At 69.6% G+C, this 15,699-nt stretch carries 13 protein-coding genes; 8 read left to right on the forward strand and 5 right to left on the reverse strand.

Going from position 1 to position 15,699, the window contains the following annotated elements:
- The first annotated feature begins 2 nt into the window (after positions 1-2).
- The gene (locus tag AC6I0Y_RS10675; RefSeq protein WP_497731780.1) at positions 3-728 is read left to right on the forward strand and encodes a 4Fe-4S dicluster domain-containing protein; all 726 of its coding nucleotides are present in this window, start codon (positions 3-5) and stop codon (positions 726-728) included.
- Positions 729-732: 4 nt separating this feature from the next.
- Positions 733-1,977, forward strand: a complete 1,245-nt coding sequence (gene nrfD / locus AC6I0Y_RS10680; RefSeq protein WP_497731783.1) for an NrfD/PsrC family molybdoenzyme membrane anchor subunit — start codon at positions 733-735, stop codon at positions 1,975-1,977.
- 168 nt (positions 1,978-2,145) lie between these two features.
- On the opposite strand, the gene AC6I0Y_RS10685 is transcribed toward nrfD, so the two are convergent.
- Positions 2,146-4,239, reverse strand: coding sequence for a glutamine synthetase III family protein (locus AC6I0Y_RS10685; RefSeq protein WP_497731786.1), 2,094 nt, complete (start codon positions 4,237-4,239; stop codon positions 2,146-2,148).
- 806 nt (positions 4,240-5,045) lie between these two features.
- Between AC6I0Y_RS10685 and AC6I0Y_RS10690 the strand changes: the two genes are divergently transcribed.
- From AC6I0Y_RS10690 to AC6I0Y_RS10700, 3 genes are all read left to right on the forward strand, one after another.
- Complete coding sequence (locus AC6I0Y_RS10690) at positions 5,046-5,798, forward strand: TorD/DmsD family molecular chaperone (protein ID WP_497731789.1); 753 nt, start codon at positions 5,046-5,048, stop codon at positions 5,796-5,798.
- Between the two features lie 113 nt (positions 5,799-5,911).
- A complete protein-coding gene (locus AC6I0Y_RS10695; RefSeq protein ID WP_497731792.1) occupies positions 5,912-6,259 on the forward strand; it encodes a hypothetical protein in 348 nt (115 codons plus the stop codon).
- The gene (locus AC6I0Y_RS10700; protein WP_497731795.1) at positions 6,226-6,678 is read left to right on the forward strand and encodes a 4Fe-4S binding protein; all 453 of its coding nucleotides are present in this window, start codon (positions 6,226-6,228) and stop codon (positions 6,676-6,678) included. The genes AC6I0Y_RS10695 and AC6I0Y_RS10700 overlap by 34 nt, the downstream gene beginning before the upstream one ends.
- Before the next feature lie 160 nt (positions 6,679-6,838).
- Here AC6I0Y_RS10700 and AC6I0Y_RS10705 read toward each other — a convergent pair whose 3' ends face one another.
- Both AC6I0Y_RS10705 and AC6I0Y_RS10710 read right to left on the reverse strand, forming a co-directional pair.
- Entirely contained in the window at positions 6,839-8,638 is a 1,800-nt protein-coding gene (locus tag AC6I0Y_RS10705) for a [Fe-Fe] hydrogenase large subunit C-terminal domain-containing protein (protein ID WP_497731797.1), read from the reverse strand.
- Positions 8,632-10,482, reverse strand: a complete 1,851-nt coding sequence (locus AC6I0Y_RS10710) for an NAD(P)-binding protein (RefSeq protein WP_497731799.1) — start codon at positions 10,480-10,482, stop codon at positions 8,632-8,634. The genes AC6I0Y_RS10705 and AC6I0Y_RS10710 overlap by 7 nt, the downstream gene beginning before the upstream one ends.
- Positions 10,483-10,650: 168 nt before the next feature.
- On the opposite strand from AC6I0Y_RS10710, the gene AC6I0Y_RS10715 reads away from it, so the two are divergent.
- The 3 genes from AC6I0Y_RS10715 (at position 10,651) to AC6I0Y_RS10725 (ending at position 14,681) form a co-directional block, all read left to right on the forward strand.
- Positions 10,651-11,808: an ABC transporter substrate-binding protein gene (locus AC6I0Y_RS10715; RefSeq protein ID WP_497731801.1), complete on the forward strand. Its 1,158-nt coding sequence runs from the start codon at positions 10,651-10,653 to the stop codon at positions 11,806-11,808.
- A 21-nt stretch (positions 11,809-11,829) separates the two neighbouring features.
- A complete protein-coding gene (locus tag AC6I0Y_RS10720) occupies positions 11,830-13,308 on the forward strand; it encodes an ATP-binding cassette domain-containing protein (RefSeq protein ID WP_497731804.1) in 1,479 nt (492 codons plus the stop codon).
- A gap of 137 nt (positions 13,309-13,445) precedes the next feature.
- Positions 13,446-14,681 carry a Fic family protein gene (locus AC6I0Y_RS10725; RefSeq protein ID WP_497731805.1) on the forward strand — a complete coding sequence of 412 codons (1,236 nt, stop codon included), beginning with the start codon at positions 13,446-13,448 and terminating at the stop codon, positions 14,679-14,681.
- A gap of 163 nt (positions 14,682-14,844) precedes the next feature.
- Here AC6I0Y_RS10725 and rpsI read toward each other — a convergent pair whose 3' ends face one another.
- Complete coding sequence (gene rpsI, locus AC6I0Y_RS10730) at positions 14,845-15,237, reverse strand: 30S ribosomal protein S9 (RefSeq protein WP_160708101.1); 393 nt, start codon at positions 15,235-15,237, stop codon at positions 14,845-14,847.
- 2 nt (positions 15,238-15,239) lie between these two features.
- On the reverse strand, positions 15,240-15,674 hold the full coding sequence (gene rplM, locus AC6I0Y_RS10735) for a 50S ribosomal protein L13 (RefSeq protein WP_160708099.1): 435 nt from the start codon (positions 15,672-15,674) through the stop codon (positions 15,240-15,242).
- Positions 15,675-15,699 lie beyond the last annotated feature (25 nt).

Below are 15,699 nucleotides of genomic sequence, written 5' to 3' on the forward strand. Positions count from 1 at the left end.
TCATGCGATACGCCATGGCAATCGACCTCGACCGCTGCATCGGGTGCCGAACCTGCGCGGTGGTCTGCAAGAACTTCAACGCCCAGCCCCAGGGCATCTGGTGGAACCGCGTGTTCACCAGCGGCACCCCGGAATACGACGTGGCCGTGAAGGTGGACGACCAGCTGCGCATGGAGTTCGTCCCCATCAGCTGCCAGCACTGCACCGACGCCCCCTGCGTCACCGCCTGCCCCACGCAGGCGTCCTACGTTGACGCGGACACGGGCACGGTGCTCATCGACTACGAGCGCTGCATCGGGTGCCGCATGTGCGCGAGCGCCTGCCCCTACGGCGTGCGCCAGTACAACTGGGGGAAGCCCGCCAAGATGGTGGGCCTGGGCGACACCGCCTACGAGTACGGCTACCCGCGCGACTACCGCGACGACGGCCACCTGGTGTACACGCCCGAGCGCCCCGAGGGCGTCATGGAGAAGTGCACCTTCTGCGCGCAGCTCACCTCCCAGGGCGAGGATCCGGCCTGCTGCACCGCGTGCCCGGGCAACGCGCGCATCTTCGGCGACCTAGACGACGCGAGCTCGGCCATCCGGACGTACCTGGACGGCACCGACCGCGAGCCGTTCACCTTGGGCGACGAGTACCACACCGAGCCCAACGTCTTCTACCTGGCATCCCATGAGGTGTCGCAGGAAAACCCGCTGGAAGACGCGGCTGACGAGAAGGGGGCGTAAGGTCATGGAGAAGTCAACGCGCATCGTGGGCATCGTCGGCGCCGTGCTGCTGGTCGCCGGCGCCGTCGGCTGGGGAATCCAGCTCTCGGGGGGCCTGCTCGCCCACTCGGGCATGACCAACATCTTCCTGTGGGGCGTCATGATAGCCATGTTCGCCTTCCTGGTGGGCTTCGGCGCCGGCTCGCAGCTGGTGGCCAGCGCCATCTGGCTGACCGGCCGCGAGGATCTGCGGCCGCTAGCGCGCACCGCCGCCACGTGGGGGCTCGCCTGCGTGGCCGGCGCCGGCGTGGCCATCCTGGCCGACCTGGGCGCCCTGCGCAACATCCTGGCCATGATCGTGGGCCTGAACCTGCGCTCGCCCCTGGCCTGGGACATGATCGCCATGACGGCGTTCATCGTGCTGGCCGTCATCGAGCTGGTGGCCATGGCCCGGCAGTCCCCGCGCACCCAGCTGTGGGCGGTGCTGGCCGGCGTGGCCGCGGTGGCGCTCCAGGTGGTGGAGGGGCTGCTGTTCTCCACGCAGAGCGCGCATAGCTGGTGGGCCACGCCCATCATGCCGGTGGACTTCCTGGCCGTGGCCTTCGTGAGCGGCTCGGCGCTCATGCTGCTCATCGCCTGCGTGAGCGGCCGGCTGCGGAAGGAGGGCGCGGCCGAGGCCCCCAGGGCCGACCATGCCGCCCCCGCCGAGGAGGGCGCCGGGGCCGCGGGGGCCGTCTCGTGGCTGGCGCGCTTCTGCGCCTGGGCCATCGCGGCGCACCTGGTGCTCGCCCTGGCCGACCTGGCCCTGGTGGTCGCCGAGGGCACGCCGCAGGCAGGCGGCGTGCTGGATGTGCTGGGCGCCTACGCGCCGCTGTACGCGAGCGAGCTGGTGCTTCCCGCCGTGGCCATGGCCATCCTGTTCTCTGTGGGCCGCAAGGGCAGCCGGCCGTGGTGCGCGACGGCGGCCGTGCTCACCATGGCGGGCATCCTCGCCCACCGGATGATGCTGCTGTACCCGGCGTACAACGCGCCGTCGCTGTACCTCCAGCTGTCGGGGACGCCCTACACCACCGGGCCCTACCCCATCTCGACCGGCCGCTACCTCGACTGGGACGCCACCTTCGGGCTGGCCACGGCCTACGTCCCCGCGCCAGCCGAGCTGCTGGCCACGCTGCTGCCCGTGGGCGTCGCCCTGCTGGCAGCCGCCGTGCTCACCTGGATAGTGCGCCGCGCCGCCTGCCCCGGGGCGCACGCCAACTGCGACTTGTAGGCAACGGGGGGGGCGGGCGCCGCTCGGTGAGCCCACGGGCGCCCGCAGCGGGGCCTGGTCGGGCGGCCTGGTCGGGCACCGCTTCCTCGCGCGTGCCCCAACTCGCGCCTTCACGCAAGAGGGGCCCCGGCGCCGCTTGGCGCCGGGGCCCCTCTGTTCTGCGCTTTCCTACGCGTAGAACAGGATCTCGTTGTACGTGGGCACCGGCCAGTGCTCGTGGGCAACGATGATCTCCATGGCGTCGACGGCCGCGCGCAGGTCGTCCATGACGGGGATGATCTCGTGCGCGTTCATATTGGCGCGCTCCTGCTGGTCGGCGATTTCGAGCGAGGCGTAATGCAGCTCGTGCAGCTTCTCGAGCAGCACGTTGACGCGAGCCGCGCCCTCGGTCAGCTGGCGCAGGCGCGCCTCCTGCGGGCTCAGGTCGGCATCGGCCATGACCCCGCGCACCTGGAAGATGTTGCGCGCCACCTCGGCCGCGTAGTTGTTGATGGCCGGCAGGTAGTCGCGGCGCACCAGGCGCTTCATGGTGCGGATCTCGATGTTCATGATCTTGTTGTACTTCTCGAGCTTCACCTCGTAGCGGCTGCGCACCTCGGTCTCGGAGAGCACGCCGAACTCCTCGAACAGGTCGATGGACTTCTGCGCCACGAGGCAGGGCAGCGCGTCAGCCGTGGTGCGGTTGTTGGCCAGCCCGCGACGGGCGGCCTCCAGGGGCCATTCGTCGGAGTAGCCGTCGCCGTTGAAGATGATGCGCTGGTGGTCGGTCAGCGTGCGCTTGATGTAGTCGATGGCAGCGGCCTCGAACTGCTCGGCCGGCACGGCCTCCATGGTGTCGGCGAACTCCTTGAGCGACTTGGCCATGGCGGTGTTGAGGATCATGTTGCTGTCCGACAGGTTCTGCGCGCTGCCGGGCATGCGGAACTCGAACTTGTTGCCCGTGAAGGCAAAGGGGCTCGTGCGGTTGCGGTCGGTGTTGTCCTTGAGGAAGTTGGGCAGCACGTCCACGCCCAGGTCCATGGCCACGCGCTCGGCCGAGGTGTAGTCATGGTCGTCCACCAGCGCGTCCACCACGGCGCCCAGCTCATCGCCCAGGAAGATGGACACGATGGCCGGGGGCGCCTCGTTGGCGCCCAGGCGATGGTCGTTGCCGGCGCTGGCGGCCGACATGCGCAGCAGCTCCTGGTACTCGTCGACCGCCTGGATGACGCCGGTGAGGAACACGAGGAAGCGCAGGTTCTCGATGGGGTTCTCGCCGGGGTCGAGCAGGTTCTTGCCGCCGGCCGAGATGGACCAGTTGTTGTGCTTGCCCGAGCCGTTGATGGACTCGAAGGGCTTCTCATGCTGGAGGCACACCAAGCCGTAGTGGCTGGCCAGCAGCTTCATCTCCTCCATGGTGAGCAGGTTCTCGTCGATGGCGCGGTTGGTCTCGGCGAAGATGGGCGCCAACTCATGCTGGGCCGGGGCCACCTCGTTGTGCTTGGTCTTGGCCGACACGCCCAGCTTCCACAGCTCGTCGTCGAGCTCCTTCATGAAGTTGTTGACCGTGGGGCGGATGGCGCCGAAGTAGTGCTCCTCGAGCTCCTGGCCCTTGCACGGCGGGTAGCCGAACAGCGTGCGCCCGGTGAGCACCAGGTCGAGGCGGTTCTCGTAGTCCTTCTCGGAGATGAGGAAGTACTCCTGCTCAGCGCCGAGGGTGGTGGTCACGCGGGTGGCGGCATCATCGCCGAACAGCTCGAGGACGCGGTGGGCCTGATCCTCGATGGCGCGCATCGAGCGCAGAAGCGGCGTCTTCTTGTCGAGGGCCTCGCCGGTGTAGGAGCAGAAGGCGGTGGGGATGCAGAGCACCTCGTCCTTGATGAAGGCGTAGGAGGTGGGATCCCACGCGGTGTAGCCGCGGGCCTCGAAGGTGGCGCGCAGGCCGCCGGAGGGGAAGCTCGACGCGTCGGGCTCGCCCTGGATGAGCTCCTTGCCGGAGAACGTCATGATGGCGCGGCCGTCGTCGGTGGGGTCGATGAAGCCGTCGTGTTTCTCGGAGGTGATGCCGGTGAGGGGCTGGAACCAATGGGTGTAGTGAGTGGCCCCCTTCTCGATGGCCCACTCCTTCATGGCATGGGCGACCACGTTGGCCACGTCGATGTCGAGCGGCACGCCCTCCTTGATGGTTCGCATGAGCTGCTTGTAGGTGGCCTTGGGCAGGCGCTCCTGCATCGTGTGCTCGTTGAACACCATGGATCCGTAGATGTCTGAGACTCTCGCCATCGGGGTACGCTCCTCACTTGTCTCCGTGTCCCGGTCGGCTCCCTGCTCGCCGCGGACGCGTATCTGGAAAAGATACCACGCGAGATCGAGAGCCTCCCTCTCAACTGCCGTCTATCAAGCTAAAGGCCGAATGTTTCCAGGAGTTTTCTAGGCAGGGAAGGCTGTGTTGCGTGACTGGCACGACGCGACCGACGCCAACATTTTGCGGGCAGGTTTCGCGTTTCTGTTGACTTTTGTTAGATATAGTCTAATATAAGTATTGGTCTGAAGCACAGGAGAAGCCGGGATCTCACCCCCTAGAGATTCCGGCTTCTCCCGTTTTCACCCCCCCCCCGAGCGAGCTCCCGCGCCGGGGGCTTGCGCGCCAAGCCGGGCGCGTCGAGTCGCCCCCGCCCTGCCGCCTCACGCCGAGCGCCCCTTGGCGGGAGACCCCCTGGCGAGCCCCCTCCTGGCAGGAACCCCGGCCGAAGCGTCTTGTTCCTGGCGAGCCCTCCCCCTGGCGGGCACCCCGAGGCCCCGCCCCCTGATGGCGCGCCACCTCCCGACTGCGGGAGGTGCAGCCGAATGCACGTTCTTCGCCGAAATTTGGTCATTTCGTTCGAAATTCCGAGGCATGGCAACCCTCCAACACCCTGCTTGACGACGTTAACCCAGGTCAGAAAAATCGACCAGTCGCAACCATCAAAAAAGACGCCGGCAAAGCCCGCTCCCCCTCGGAATTTCGAACGAAATGACCAAAAACGGCCCTTCCTGCTGCGCCAAGCTGCGGAAGGACGCCGAAAACCATCCAATGGAAGGAGTCACCCATGTCCGAGAGCACCTCCGCGACCGCGCCGGCGACCGCAGCCGGCGCCGAGCCCACGGCACCGACGCTCGACCCGCAGACCCGCGCGGCGCTGGCTGCGCTCATGACCGGCCGCGCCAACGTCTATCGCCTGCTCTCACGTTGCTACCGTAGCGAGGTAGACAACGCCCTGGCCCGCGATCTGACCAGCGAGCTCACCTTCGCGAGCGATGACCCGACCCTCGTCGAGACGCTGGACGCCATGCGCGCGGCGCTCGCCGACGCAGACGAGGCCGCCCTTGAGCAGCTTGCCGTCACCTTTGACCGGGTGTTCTTCGGCATGGGCCCGCTGACCGCGCGCCACGCCTTCCCCTACGAGTCGGTGTACACGAGCGGCCGCGGCATCATGATGCAGGACGCCTACGCCCAGGTGGTGCGCGCCTACCGCGAGCAGCACCTGGCCAAGGGCGCCTCCTTCACCGAGCCGGAGGACCACCTGGCCGTGGAACTAGCCTTCATGGCCACGCTAGCCGACCGAGCCGAGTCCTTCCTCACGACAGGTGACGCCTCCGGCGACGAAGCGGCCGACCAGACGGTGCGCCAGTCGCTGACATTCGCGCGAAACCACCTGCTGAACTGGGTTGATCGATTCTGCGCCGACCTCGATGCTGCGGCATCGACCGACGACGCGGACGGCTTCTACCCGTCGCTCGCCCGCTTCACCGCAGCCTTCGTCCGCGAGGACGCGCTGCTGCTGGACGACATGCTGGACTGACGAGGCGCTGCCCGGCCTCCGCAAGGCCGGACGCCCCTTCGCAGGAGCGCCTGGCTCTGCGCGTCCGCGAAGGGGTCCGAGCACGAGAACCAAGGGGGAAAGAGATGAAGGGGATGGATAAGGACAACGCCGCCCCCCCCCAAGGGGCGGAGGGCACAGGAAAGGCCAACGACGCGCAGGTCACGCGCCCGAACGCCGCGGCGGTTCTGGAGAACGGGAGCAGCGCGGCGTCGGGAACCGTGGCGGCGGTCGCCGTGGGCGCCGCACTCGACACCACGCCCACGGCGACCGCCGACGCACCCGCAACCTCCGCCACCACCGCGCCCGCCGACGCGGCACCCATGGCACCCGCAGCGACCGTCGACGCCGTGCCGGCGCCGACCCCAACGCCGCGCGCGGTCGCAGCAGCCTGGCGGCGCAGGGCCTGGTGCTGGCCGTGCTGCTGGCGGTATTGCTGGTGATCCACTTCCCCGTGTTCTGCCTGTTCTGCCCCATCGGGCTGGCGTTCGGAACGCTGTTCGCGGTGAGCCGCATGTTCGTCACCTGGCAGCCGGGCTGGGAGCTCATCGTGTTCCCCGCCATGCTGCTGGCCGAGGTGTTCCTGCTGCGGCGCTGGTGCGCGGCCATCTGCCCGCTTGGCTTCTTCTTCGGGGTCATAGCCAAGCTGCACGTGCGGCTCCCGTTCCTGCCGCAGCCGCGCGCCCGCGCGGAGAAGTGCCTCTACGGCGAGGGCTGCCGCACGTGCGCCACCGTCTGTCCGGAGGACCTCTGCGTAGCCACCGCCACCCCGCGTGACCTGGAGGACTGCACCGGCTGCCTCGACTGCACAGAGCACTGCCCCACCAAGGCCGTCACGCTGGGCAAGCCGAAGGAGAAGTAGGCTCCCCTCCCCCCCCGGAGAGCTCCCCCCCCGGGGGGGAGGTCAGGGAAGGCGAGCGGGACGCGAGAAGCCTCGGGCGCGCCTCCGGAGAAAGCGCGCGCAGGAAAAGCAAGCCGCTGCCCGTGAAGTAGGGGGTGCCCGCAAAGGCACCCCCTACTAGTTAGAGGCTCCAGTCGGCCTGGCAGGTGTGGAGGAGGTGGTGGGCCCTCTCGGAGAGAGGGGCTCCCAGGAACTCATCGTAGGCAGCTGCTACCTGGGGATTCTCGTGGCTGAAGCGCGTGGGGCGCTGACGATCCAGGCCGTAGAGCACCTGGCCGCGCTCACCGGCCAGCTCGCGTCCCTCGCGGATAGGCTGCCCGCCGCCACCCGCGCAGCCACCGGGGCAGGCCATGACCTCCACGAAGTCGTACGCCGCCCCGCCCGCCTCCAGGGCGTCCAGCAGCCGGGCAGCGTTCGCCAGGCCGCTCGCCACGGCCACGCGCACCGGCGTGCCGTCCAGGTCGAAGGTCTTCTCGCGCCAGCCGTCCAGGCCGCGCACCTCGCTGAAGGCGTCCGGGTCGGGGTTCTTCCCCACCGCCAGGGCGTAGGCGCTGCGCAGGGCCGCCTCCATCACGCCGCCGGTGGCGCCGAAGATGACCGCCGCCCCCGTGCCCTCGCCCATGGGGTCGTCGAAGGCCGACTCGCCCAGCGCAGCCGGTCTCAGCTGCTTGACGCGCATGAGGCGCGCCAGCTCGCGCACGGTGAGCACGGCATCCACGTCCGGCTGGTCGCCGCGCGCCATCTCCCCCACCGCAGCCTCGTACTTCTTGGCCACGCAGGGCATCGTCGACACGCAGAAGACGCGCCGGCCGTCGGCGTCCATGCCGAGCTTCGGGCCCACGTACTCCTTGAGCGTGGCGCCGAACATCTGCTGCGGCGACTTGGCCGAGGACAGGCTCCCCAGCCACTGCGGGCGATGCGCCTTCAGGTAGCGCACCCAGCCGGGGCAGCACGAGGTGAACATCGGCAGCGCGGGCACGGCGCCAGGGCCGGCCCCCGCGGCGCCCGCCGCCCCGGCAGCACCGCAGGCACCACCCTCCGCGGCGCCCGCCGCCCCGGCGTGCGCCAAGCGCTCCAGGAATTCCGATCCCTCCTCCATGATGGTGAGGTCGGCGGCGAAGTTGGTGTCGAACACGTAGTCGAACCCGAGGGCGCGCAGAGCGGCCACCAGGCGGCCCTCCGTAGCTTCCTCACGCGAAATTCCCAGGTCATCACCCCAGGCGGTACGCACAGCCGGCGCCACCTGCACCGCAGTGACCACGTTCGGGTCGGCGAGGGCGGCCAGCACCGCCGCCGTATCGTCTCGCTCGCGCAGAGCGCCGGTCGGGCAGTGGGTGACGCACTGGCCGCAGAGCACGCAGCCGGCCTGGTCGATGGGCAGGCCGTCGCGCACGGCCACGTCAAGGCGCGTGGCACGGTTGCGCACGTCCCACACGTCGCAGCCCTGCACCTTCGCACATACCTGCACGCAGCGCAGGCAGCGCACGCACTTCGCGCTGTCGCGAATGAGCGGGAAGCTGGCGTCCCACACGTCGCGGGTGACGGCGGTCTCGTAGGGGACGTCCATCACGTTGAGATCGCGCGCGAGCGACTGGAGCACGCAGTTGCCGCTGCGCACGCACAGAGCGCAGCGCGCATCATGCTGGGAGAGCAGCAGCTCCACGTTCACGCGACGCGCCTCGAGCACGCGCGGCGTGTCGGTGCGCACCGCCATTCCCTCCTCGAGCAGCGTGTTGCAGGCGGCGGCCAGCCTCTCGCGGCCCTCCACCTCCACCACGCATACGCGGCATGCGCCGATGTCGGAGAGCCCCTCCATCGTGCACAGCGTGGGAATGCGGAATCCCGCCGCGCGGGCAGCCGCGAGGATGGTCGCGCCCTCCGGCGCCTCGACGGGCGCTCCGTTGATGATGGCCCTTACCATGACAGGCTCCTTCCTCCGCGCAGCGCGCCCAGCCCGAAGCGATCGCAGCGCAGGCACCGGCCGGACTCCTGGGCGGCCTCCTCGTCAGTCAGGCAGCCCTCCACCGGGGCGAAGTCGCCTCGGCGCTCGGCCGCAGGGCGCTCCGGCGCGTCCGCGCGCCCGCAGGGCCCGCATCCCCCGCCCGCCGGGGCGGGAATGTCGCCATCGAAGCGGATGTCGTGGCTGAAGCCCAGGTGGGCGTCGATGTTGCGCGCCGCCGCCTTGCCAGCCGCGATGGCGCGGATGACCGTAGCGGGGCCCGTCTCGCAGTCGCCGCCGGCGAACACGCCGGGCAGCCCCTCCACCTGGCCGAACGGGCCGGCCACCACCCGGCCCCACTCCACGGGGACGCCGTCATCGATCAGGCCGTCTGAGTCCACGCCCTGGCCGATAGCCACGAGCACGCGGTCGCAGGGCAGCGTCATCGGCGGCGCATCGGCGGCGCGCGGCTTCGGACGGCCGCGGTCGTAGGCGCCGATGACCTGGGGCTGAACCTCCAGCCCCGTCACGCGCCCACCCTCTGCCACCACACGCAGGGGGGCGTGCAGCGCCAGGATGTCGCAGCCTTCCGCGATGGCGCCCTCCACCTCCTCGCGCTGGGCGGTCATGTCCTCCGCGCGGCGCCGGTAGACCACGGTTACGCTGGCCGCGCCCAGGCGCACCGCCGAGCGCGCCACGTCCATGGCCACGTTGCCGCCGCCCACCACGGCCACGCGCTCGCCGGAGAAGTCCGGCTGGAGCCCGTCGCCGATAGCGCGCAGCATCTGCACGGCGGAGAGCACGCCCTCTGCGTCCTCGCCCGGAACGCCCAGGCGCTTCTCCGCGTGGGCGCCGACAGCCAGGTACACGGCGTCGAACTCCTCGCGCAGGGCCGTCAACGTCACGTCGCCGGGCACCGACACGCCCGTGCGCGCCTCGATCCCCTGGGCCAGCAGCCAATCCAGCTCGCGATCGAGCTCCTCGCGCGGGAACCGGTAGGCGGGGATGCCGTAGCGCATCATGCCGCCCAGGCGGTCGCGTTGCTCGAAGACGACGGGCGCGTGTCCCATGAGCGCCAAGTAGTAGGCGGCGGTGAGACCCGCAGGCCCGCCGCCCACCACCGCCACGCGCCGACCCGTGGCCGGATGGCGGAAGGGCGCGGCGGCGGGGCTGGCGGGGTCGAAGGCCTCGGGGGCACGCTCGACCGCGTAGCGCTTGAGGCCGCGAATACCCACCGGCGCGTCCACCACGCCGCGACGGCACGGCACCTCGCAGGGGTGCTCGCAGATGAGCGCGCAGGCCAGCGGGAAGGGATTGTCCTTGCGGATGAGGCGCACGGCGTCGGCCGGGCGGTCGGCATGCACGAGGGCCACGTAGCCGGGGATGTCCACGTGCGCCGGGCAGCCGGAGCGGCAGGGCACCGCCTCACGCGGGCCGGCGGCGCAGCGCCCGCACCCCACATGGGAGGCGAAGTCAGCCGCATGGCCGTCCAGGGCCCGCAGCACCGCGGCGCCCGCCTCGTAGCCGATGGCGCAGTCGGCGCTCTCATAGGCCGCGCGGGCCGTGCGCTCCAAGGTGCGCAGGTCGGCCGCATCGGCGCCGCCGTCGAGGATACGGCCGATGAGCGCGGCCATCTGGGCCAGGCCCACGCGACACGGCACGCACTTGCCGCAGGACTGCGCGGCGCACAGGCCCACGAGCGCGCCGGCCAGCTCCACGGGGCACGCCCCTGCCGATCCGGAACGCGCGCGGCGGGCCAGCTCCTCTCGCACGTCGGCCATCGCCGCCTGGGCAGCCGTCGGCCTCTCGATCTCCATCAGGGGCATGTCGCTTCCTCCTACTCCTCGGGGGGTGCGAAGACTGATACGCGCAACCTTATCATTGCCGCCCGCTCCCCCTGACGCCGGTGGCGGGCGCTTCGGCCTGCGGCGCACAGGCATCGGAAGACACCGTGCTAGAATGCTCGGCCATACCGACGCACGGAAAGGAACCGCATGACCCTCGCCACGCCGCGCACGCCTTCGAGGTGCCGAATCGCCGCCCTCCTCCTCGCCGCGCTGACGGCGCTCGCCGTCTTCGCCATCGCGGGATGCGCAAGCCCTGCGCCCTCCCCCTCGACCGACAACCCGGCGCCCGGCGGCGCACCGGCCGAGGAACCCGTGACGCTGCGCGTGGCCTCGCTCAAGGGCCCCACCTCCATCGGCCTGGCGTCGCTCATCGCCGAAAGCGGCGGGCTTGCCGCCGCCGACGACCCTGCCGCGACGGGCCCCAACCAGGGCGGCGCCGCGCCCGCTGCGACGGGCGACGTCGCAGCCTCCGGTGAGTCGCCGGCCTATGCCTTCACCATCGCCGGCACCGCCGATGAGATAGTTCCCGCCCTGGCCAGCGGGGATGTGGACATCGCCCTCATCCCCGCCAACCTGGCGGCCACCCTCTACCAGCGTACGGACGGCGGTATCCGCGTCATCGACGTGAACACGCTCGGCGTCCTCTACGGCCTGTCCGGCGACGAATCCGTGCGGTCGATGGCCGACCTGGCCGGCCGCACCGTCTACCTGACCGGCAAGGGCACCGTGCCGCAGTACACGCTTGAGTGCCTGCTCGACGCCGCGGGCGTGCCGCCCGACGCTCTCACCTTGGAATACCGCTCCGAACCGGCCGAGGTGGTGGCGCTCCTCGCCGCCGACCCGAGCGCCGTGGGCATCGTGCCGCAGCCCTACGCCACGGCCGCCCTCGCGCAGAACGAGACGCTGCGCACGGTGCTCGACCTCACCGAGGAGTGGGACCTGCTGGCAGCGCGCAGCGACCAGTCGGCGCGCGTCTTCGGACGCCTGGTCACCGGCGTCACCGTGGCCCGCGCCGCGGTGATCGACGAACACCCCCAGGCCGTCGCCGCCTTCGTGGAAGCCCACCGCGCCTCCGCCGCCACCGCCGCGAACGACCCTGCCGCCGTGGCGCCGACCGTGGTCGACCTGGGCATCGTCGGCAGCGCGGCCGTGGCGGAGCGCGCCATCCCCCAGTGCAGCATCGTCTGCCTGACCGGCGCCGAGATGCAGGACGCCCTCGCCGGCTACCTGGCCATGCTGGAGGAGCGGGCGCCCCAGGCCATCGGCGGCCAGCTTCCCGACGACGACTTCTACTACCTGGGCTAGCCTGCCATGCGGAAGGGAGCGATGGAAGGGGACCGGAGCGAACACGAGGGCGGCGGCCTGCGCCGCGTCGCACGGCGCGGCGCCATTGTCCTCGCCTGGCTCGCGCTCTGGCAGCTGGCGGCCCTGGCCGCGGGCAACGCGCTCCTGCTCTGCGGCCCCGCCGAGGCAGCCGCCGCCCTTGCCCGAAACCTGGCCGACCCTGCGTTCTGGACGGCGACGGCACGCTCCTTCGAGCGGATCGCCCTCGGGTTCGCCGCGGCCTGCGCCCTGGGGCTGGCCGCCGGCGCCGCAGCCGCGCGCTGGGCAAGCGTGCGCGACTTCCTGGCGCCGCTCCTTCACGTGGTGAAGAGCACGCCGGTCGTATGCGTCATCGCGCTGCTGTTGGTAGGGGCCGGCGCGAATCGCGCCACCTCCCTCGTGGTGGGGCTCGTGGTGGCGCCGCCGTTCTACTTCGCCGCCCTCGAGGCACGCGACGCCCGCGATCGGGCCCTCGACGAGATGCTGACCGTCTTCTCCGTGCCGCGCCTGCGCCGCTGGACGTGCGTGCGCTGGCCCGAGGCCGCCCCCTTCCTGCGCGCCGCCGCCAAGACCGCCGTCGGCATGGCTTGGAGGGCGGGAGTGGCCGCCGAGCTCATCGGCCTGCCCGCGCGCTCCATCGGCGAGCACATCTACCTGGCGAAGCTCTCGCTCGACACCGCCGACATCATTGCCTGGACGGTGGTGGTGATAGCCCTGGGCTGGCTTTGCGAGAAGGCCGTCGTGGCGCTCATCGACGCCCTCGCCCGCCTGCCCCGTCTCCTCCTGCGCGAGCGCCCGGACGGCGGATCGCACGCTTCGCCCAGCGCGCCGGCGCCCTCGCCCGCCGCCGGTGCCAGCGCCGGCGGCCCAGCTACCGCACCCGCCCCCGACTCCATGCCCGGCGCCCGCGTGCAGCTGAGCGGCGTCGCCAAGTCCTTCGGCGACCACCTCGTGCTGGACGACCTCTCGCTCGACGTGGAACCTGGCGGCCGCCTCTGCGTCATGGCGCCCTCTGGCACCGGGAAGACGACGCTCTTGCGCCTGGTAGCGGGACTCGAGCGGCCTGATGCGGGCGCTGTTCAGGTACAGCCGCCCCGGGTGAGCATGGTGTTCCAGGAGCCGCGTCTCGTCGAGGAGCTCACCGGTCGCGAGAACCTCGCCCTCACCGCCCGCGACCCCGCCGAGCGTGCCCGCGGCACCGCCCTGGCCGACGCCCTCCTTCCCGACGCGCCCGGCCTCCTCGACCGCCCCGTCGCCCAGCTCTCCGGCGGTCAGCGCCGCCGCATCGAGCTGGCCAGAGCGCTGGCCCATGACGCCGCCCTCGTCATCCTCGACGAGCCCTTCGCCAGCCTCGATGATGCCTCTCGGGAAGCCGCCGCCCGCCTCGCCCTCCAGGCCCTCGGCTCGCGCACCCTCGTCATCGCCACCCACCACCGCGGCACCCCCGAGGCCCTCCGTGCCCGCCTCCTCTCGCTCAATTGAGTTAAACGTTTAACACCTTCGTCCTGAATTCCCCATGATTGAGTTAAAAATCGCCCGATTTTTAACTCAATCATCCCCTTATCACGTCTACTGAGTTAAAATAGCGACAGAATTTAACTCAATGAGAAGGTTCGCCTATGACTTACCGAGACCTCCGCAAGCTCTTCCACGACCCCGCAGCCGATGCCGATGGCGCCTACGAGAGTCGCTTCAACGACCCGCGCACCCTGCACCTCGACACGACGGTATCCGGCGCACCCGCCTTCGTCTTCATGGCCCCCGAGATCTACGAGGCCATGTTGGAGGCGGCCCGGCTCGACAAGGAAATCCTCAAGCTCGAACTGTCCCTGCCCGGCCGCGCCCTTGAGAGCTACCGCGACAGCTGTCTCATCGACGAAATCGTGCTCACCAACGAGATAGAGGGCGTCCGCTCCACGCGGCGAGAGATCGGCGAGGTGCTCGAGCGCCTGCGCGAGAACGACCGCAACGGCCGCTTCCTCGGCATCGTGCAGAAATACGCGCTACTCGAAAGCCGCTCCCCCGTCGCCACCGAGACCTGCCCCGACATCCGCGCCATCTATGACGACCTCGTTCTCGCTGAGGTGAGGGCGGCAGACCCCGGCAACGTCCCCGACGGGCGCTACTTCCGCCGGGGGGTCGTCCACGTTGTCGACCAGGCCGGCATCCCCATCCATGACGGCCTGGAGCCCGAGAGCCGCATCATCGAGGAGCTCGACAACGCCCTGCGCCTGCTCAACGACGATGACGTCGAGCTGCTCGTCCGCGTGGCGCTGTTCCACTTCCTCTTCGGCTACATCCACCCCTTCTATGACGGCAACGGGCGCACCAACCGCTTCATCAGCAGCTACCTCATCGCCCAGGAGTACGAGCCCCTCGTGGGGCTTGCCCTCTCCTTCGCCGTCAAGAACGACATCAACAAGTACTACAAGGCCTTCACCACCTGCGAGCATGCGCTCAACCGCGGCGACCTGACTCCCTTCGTCATCTCCTTCTGCGAGATCATCGTGCAGGCTATGCGCAACCTCCGCGATTCCCTCGTCGAGAGGCGACGCGCCTTCGAGCAGTGCGTGACCGCGACTGACCGCCTCGTGCCGCCGGAGAGCCGCGATGTCGCCGAGGTACTGGCCACCGCCACGCTGTTCTCCTTCGAGGGCATCAGCGGCATCAACATGGCCCGCGCAGTCGGAATCTCCCGCCAAACGCTGTACAAGCGCCTTGAGCCCCTGAAGGAACTGGGGCTTGTCGAGGCGTTCAAGGTGGGGCGCAAGACCCACTACGCCCTCGATCGGGAGCGCCTTGAAGCGCTCGTCGCCGAGGCCCCGCTTTCCCCGGCTGACCCGGAATTGAGTTAAACGTTTAACACCTTCGCCTGAAATTCCCCACAACTGAGTTAAAAATCACCCGATTTTTAACTCAGTAAGCCCCACATCCCCTCTTGCTGTTAACCGCTTAACACCTGCAACAAAAAAGGCCTGCTCTTTCGAGCAGGCCTTCTCTGGTATCGCGTACGCGAAACTAGCGCTTGGAGAACTGCGGGCGCTTGCGAGCCTTCTTCAGACCGTACTTCTTACGCTCCACCATACGGGCGTCGCGGGTCAGGAAGCCAGCCTTCTTCAGCTCGGCGCGGTAGTCGCCAGCAGCCAGCAGGGCGCGGGAGATGCCATGGCGCAGGGCGCCGGCCTGGCCGGACACGCCGCCACCGGTGATGTTGGCAATCACGTCGAAGTGACCCTGGGTGTCAGTCACCTTGAACGGGGTCTTCGCGTAGTTGAGCAGAGCCTCGCGGCCGAAGTACTCCTCGCCATCGCGGCCGTTGACGGTCACCTTGCCGGTACCGGGAACCAGGCGCACGCGGGCGACGGCGTTCTTGCGACGGCCGGTGCCGTAGTACAGAGCTTCACCTGCCATGATTAACCCTCCATCTCAATCTTGCGGGGCTGCTGAGCCATGTGCGGGTGCTCCGCACCGGTGTAGACCTTGAGCTTCTTGCCCATGGCGCGACCGAGCGTGTTCTTCGGCAGCATGCCCTTGACGGCATGCTCGATCACGCGCTCCGGATGCTTGGCCATGGCCTCGGTGAAGGTCTCGGACTTCAGCCCGCCGGGGAAACCACTGTGGCGGTAGTAGCTCTTGGACGCGGCCTTCGTGCCCGTCACGCGAATCTTGTCCGCGTTGATGATGATCACGAAGTCACCGGTGTCCACATGGGGGGTGTACTGCGGCTTGTGCTTGCCCTTGAGGATCTGAGCGGCCTTGGTGGCCACGCGACCGAGCACCTGGTCAGTGGCGTCGATCAGCACCCACTCGCGCTCGACCTCGCCGGGCTTTGCATGATACGTCTTCACTTACGTTCCTCCAATTAGCTTGCAG

This window comes from Adlercreutzia sp. St.1H8 (assembly GCF_059728655.1).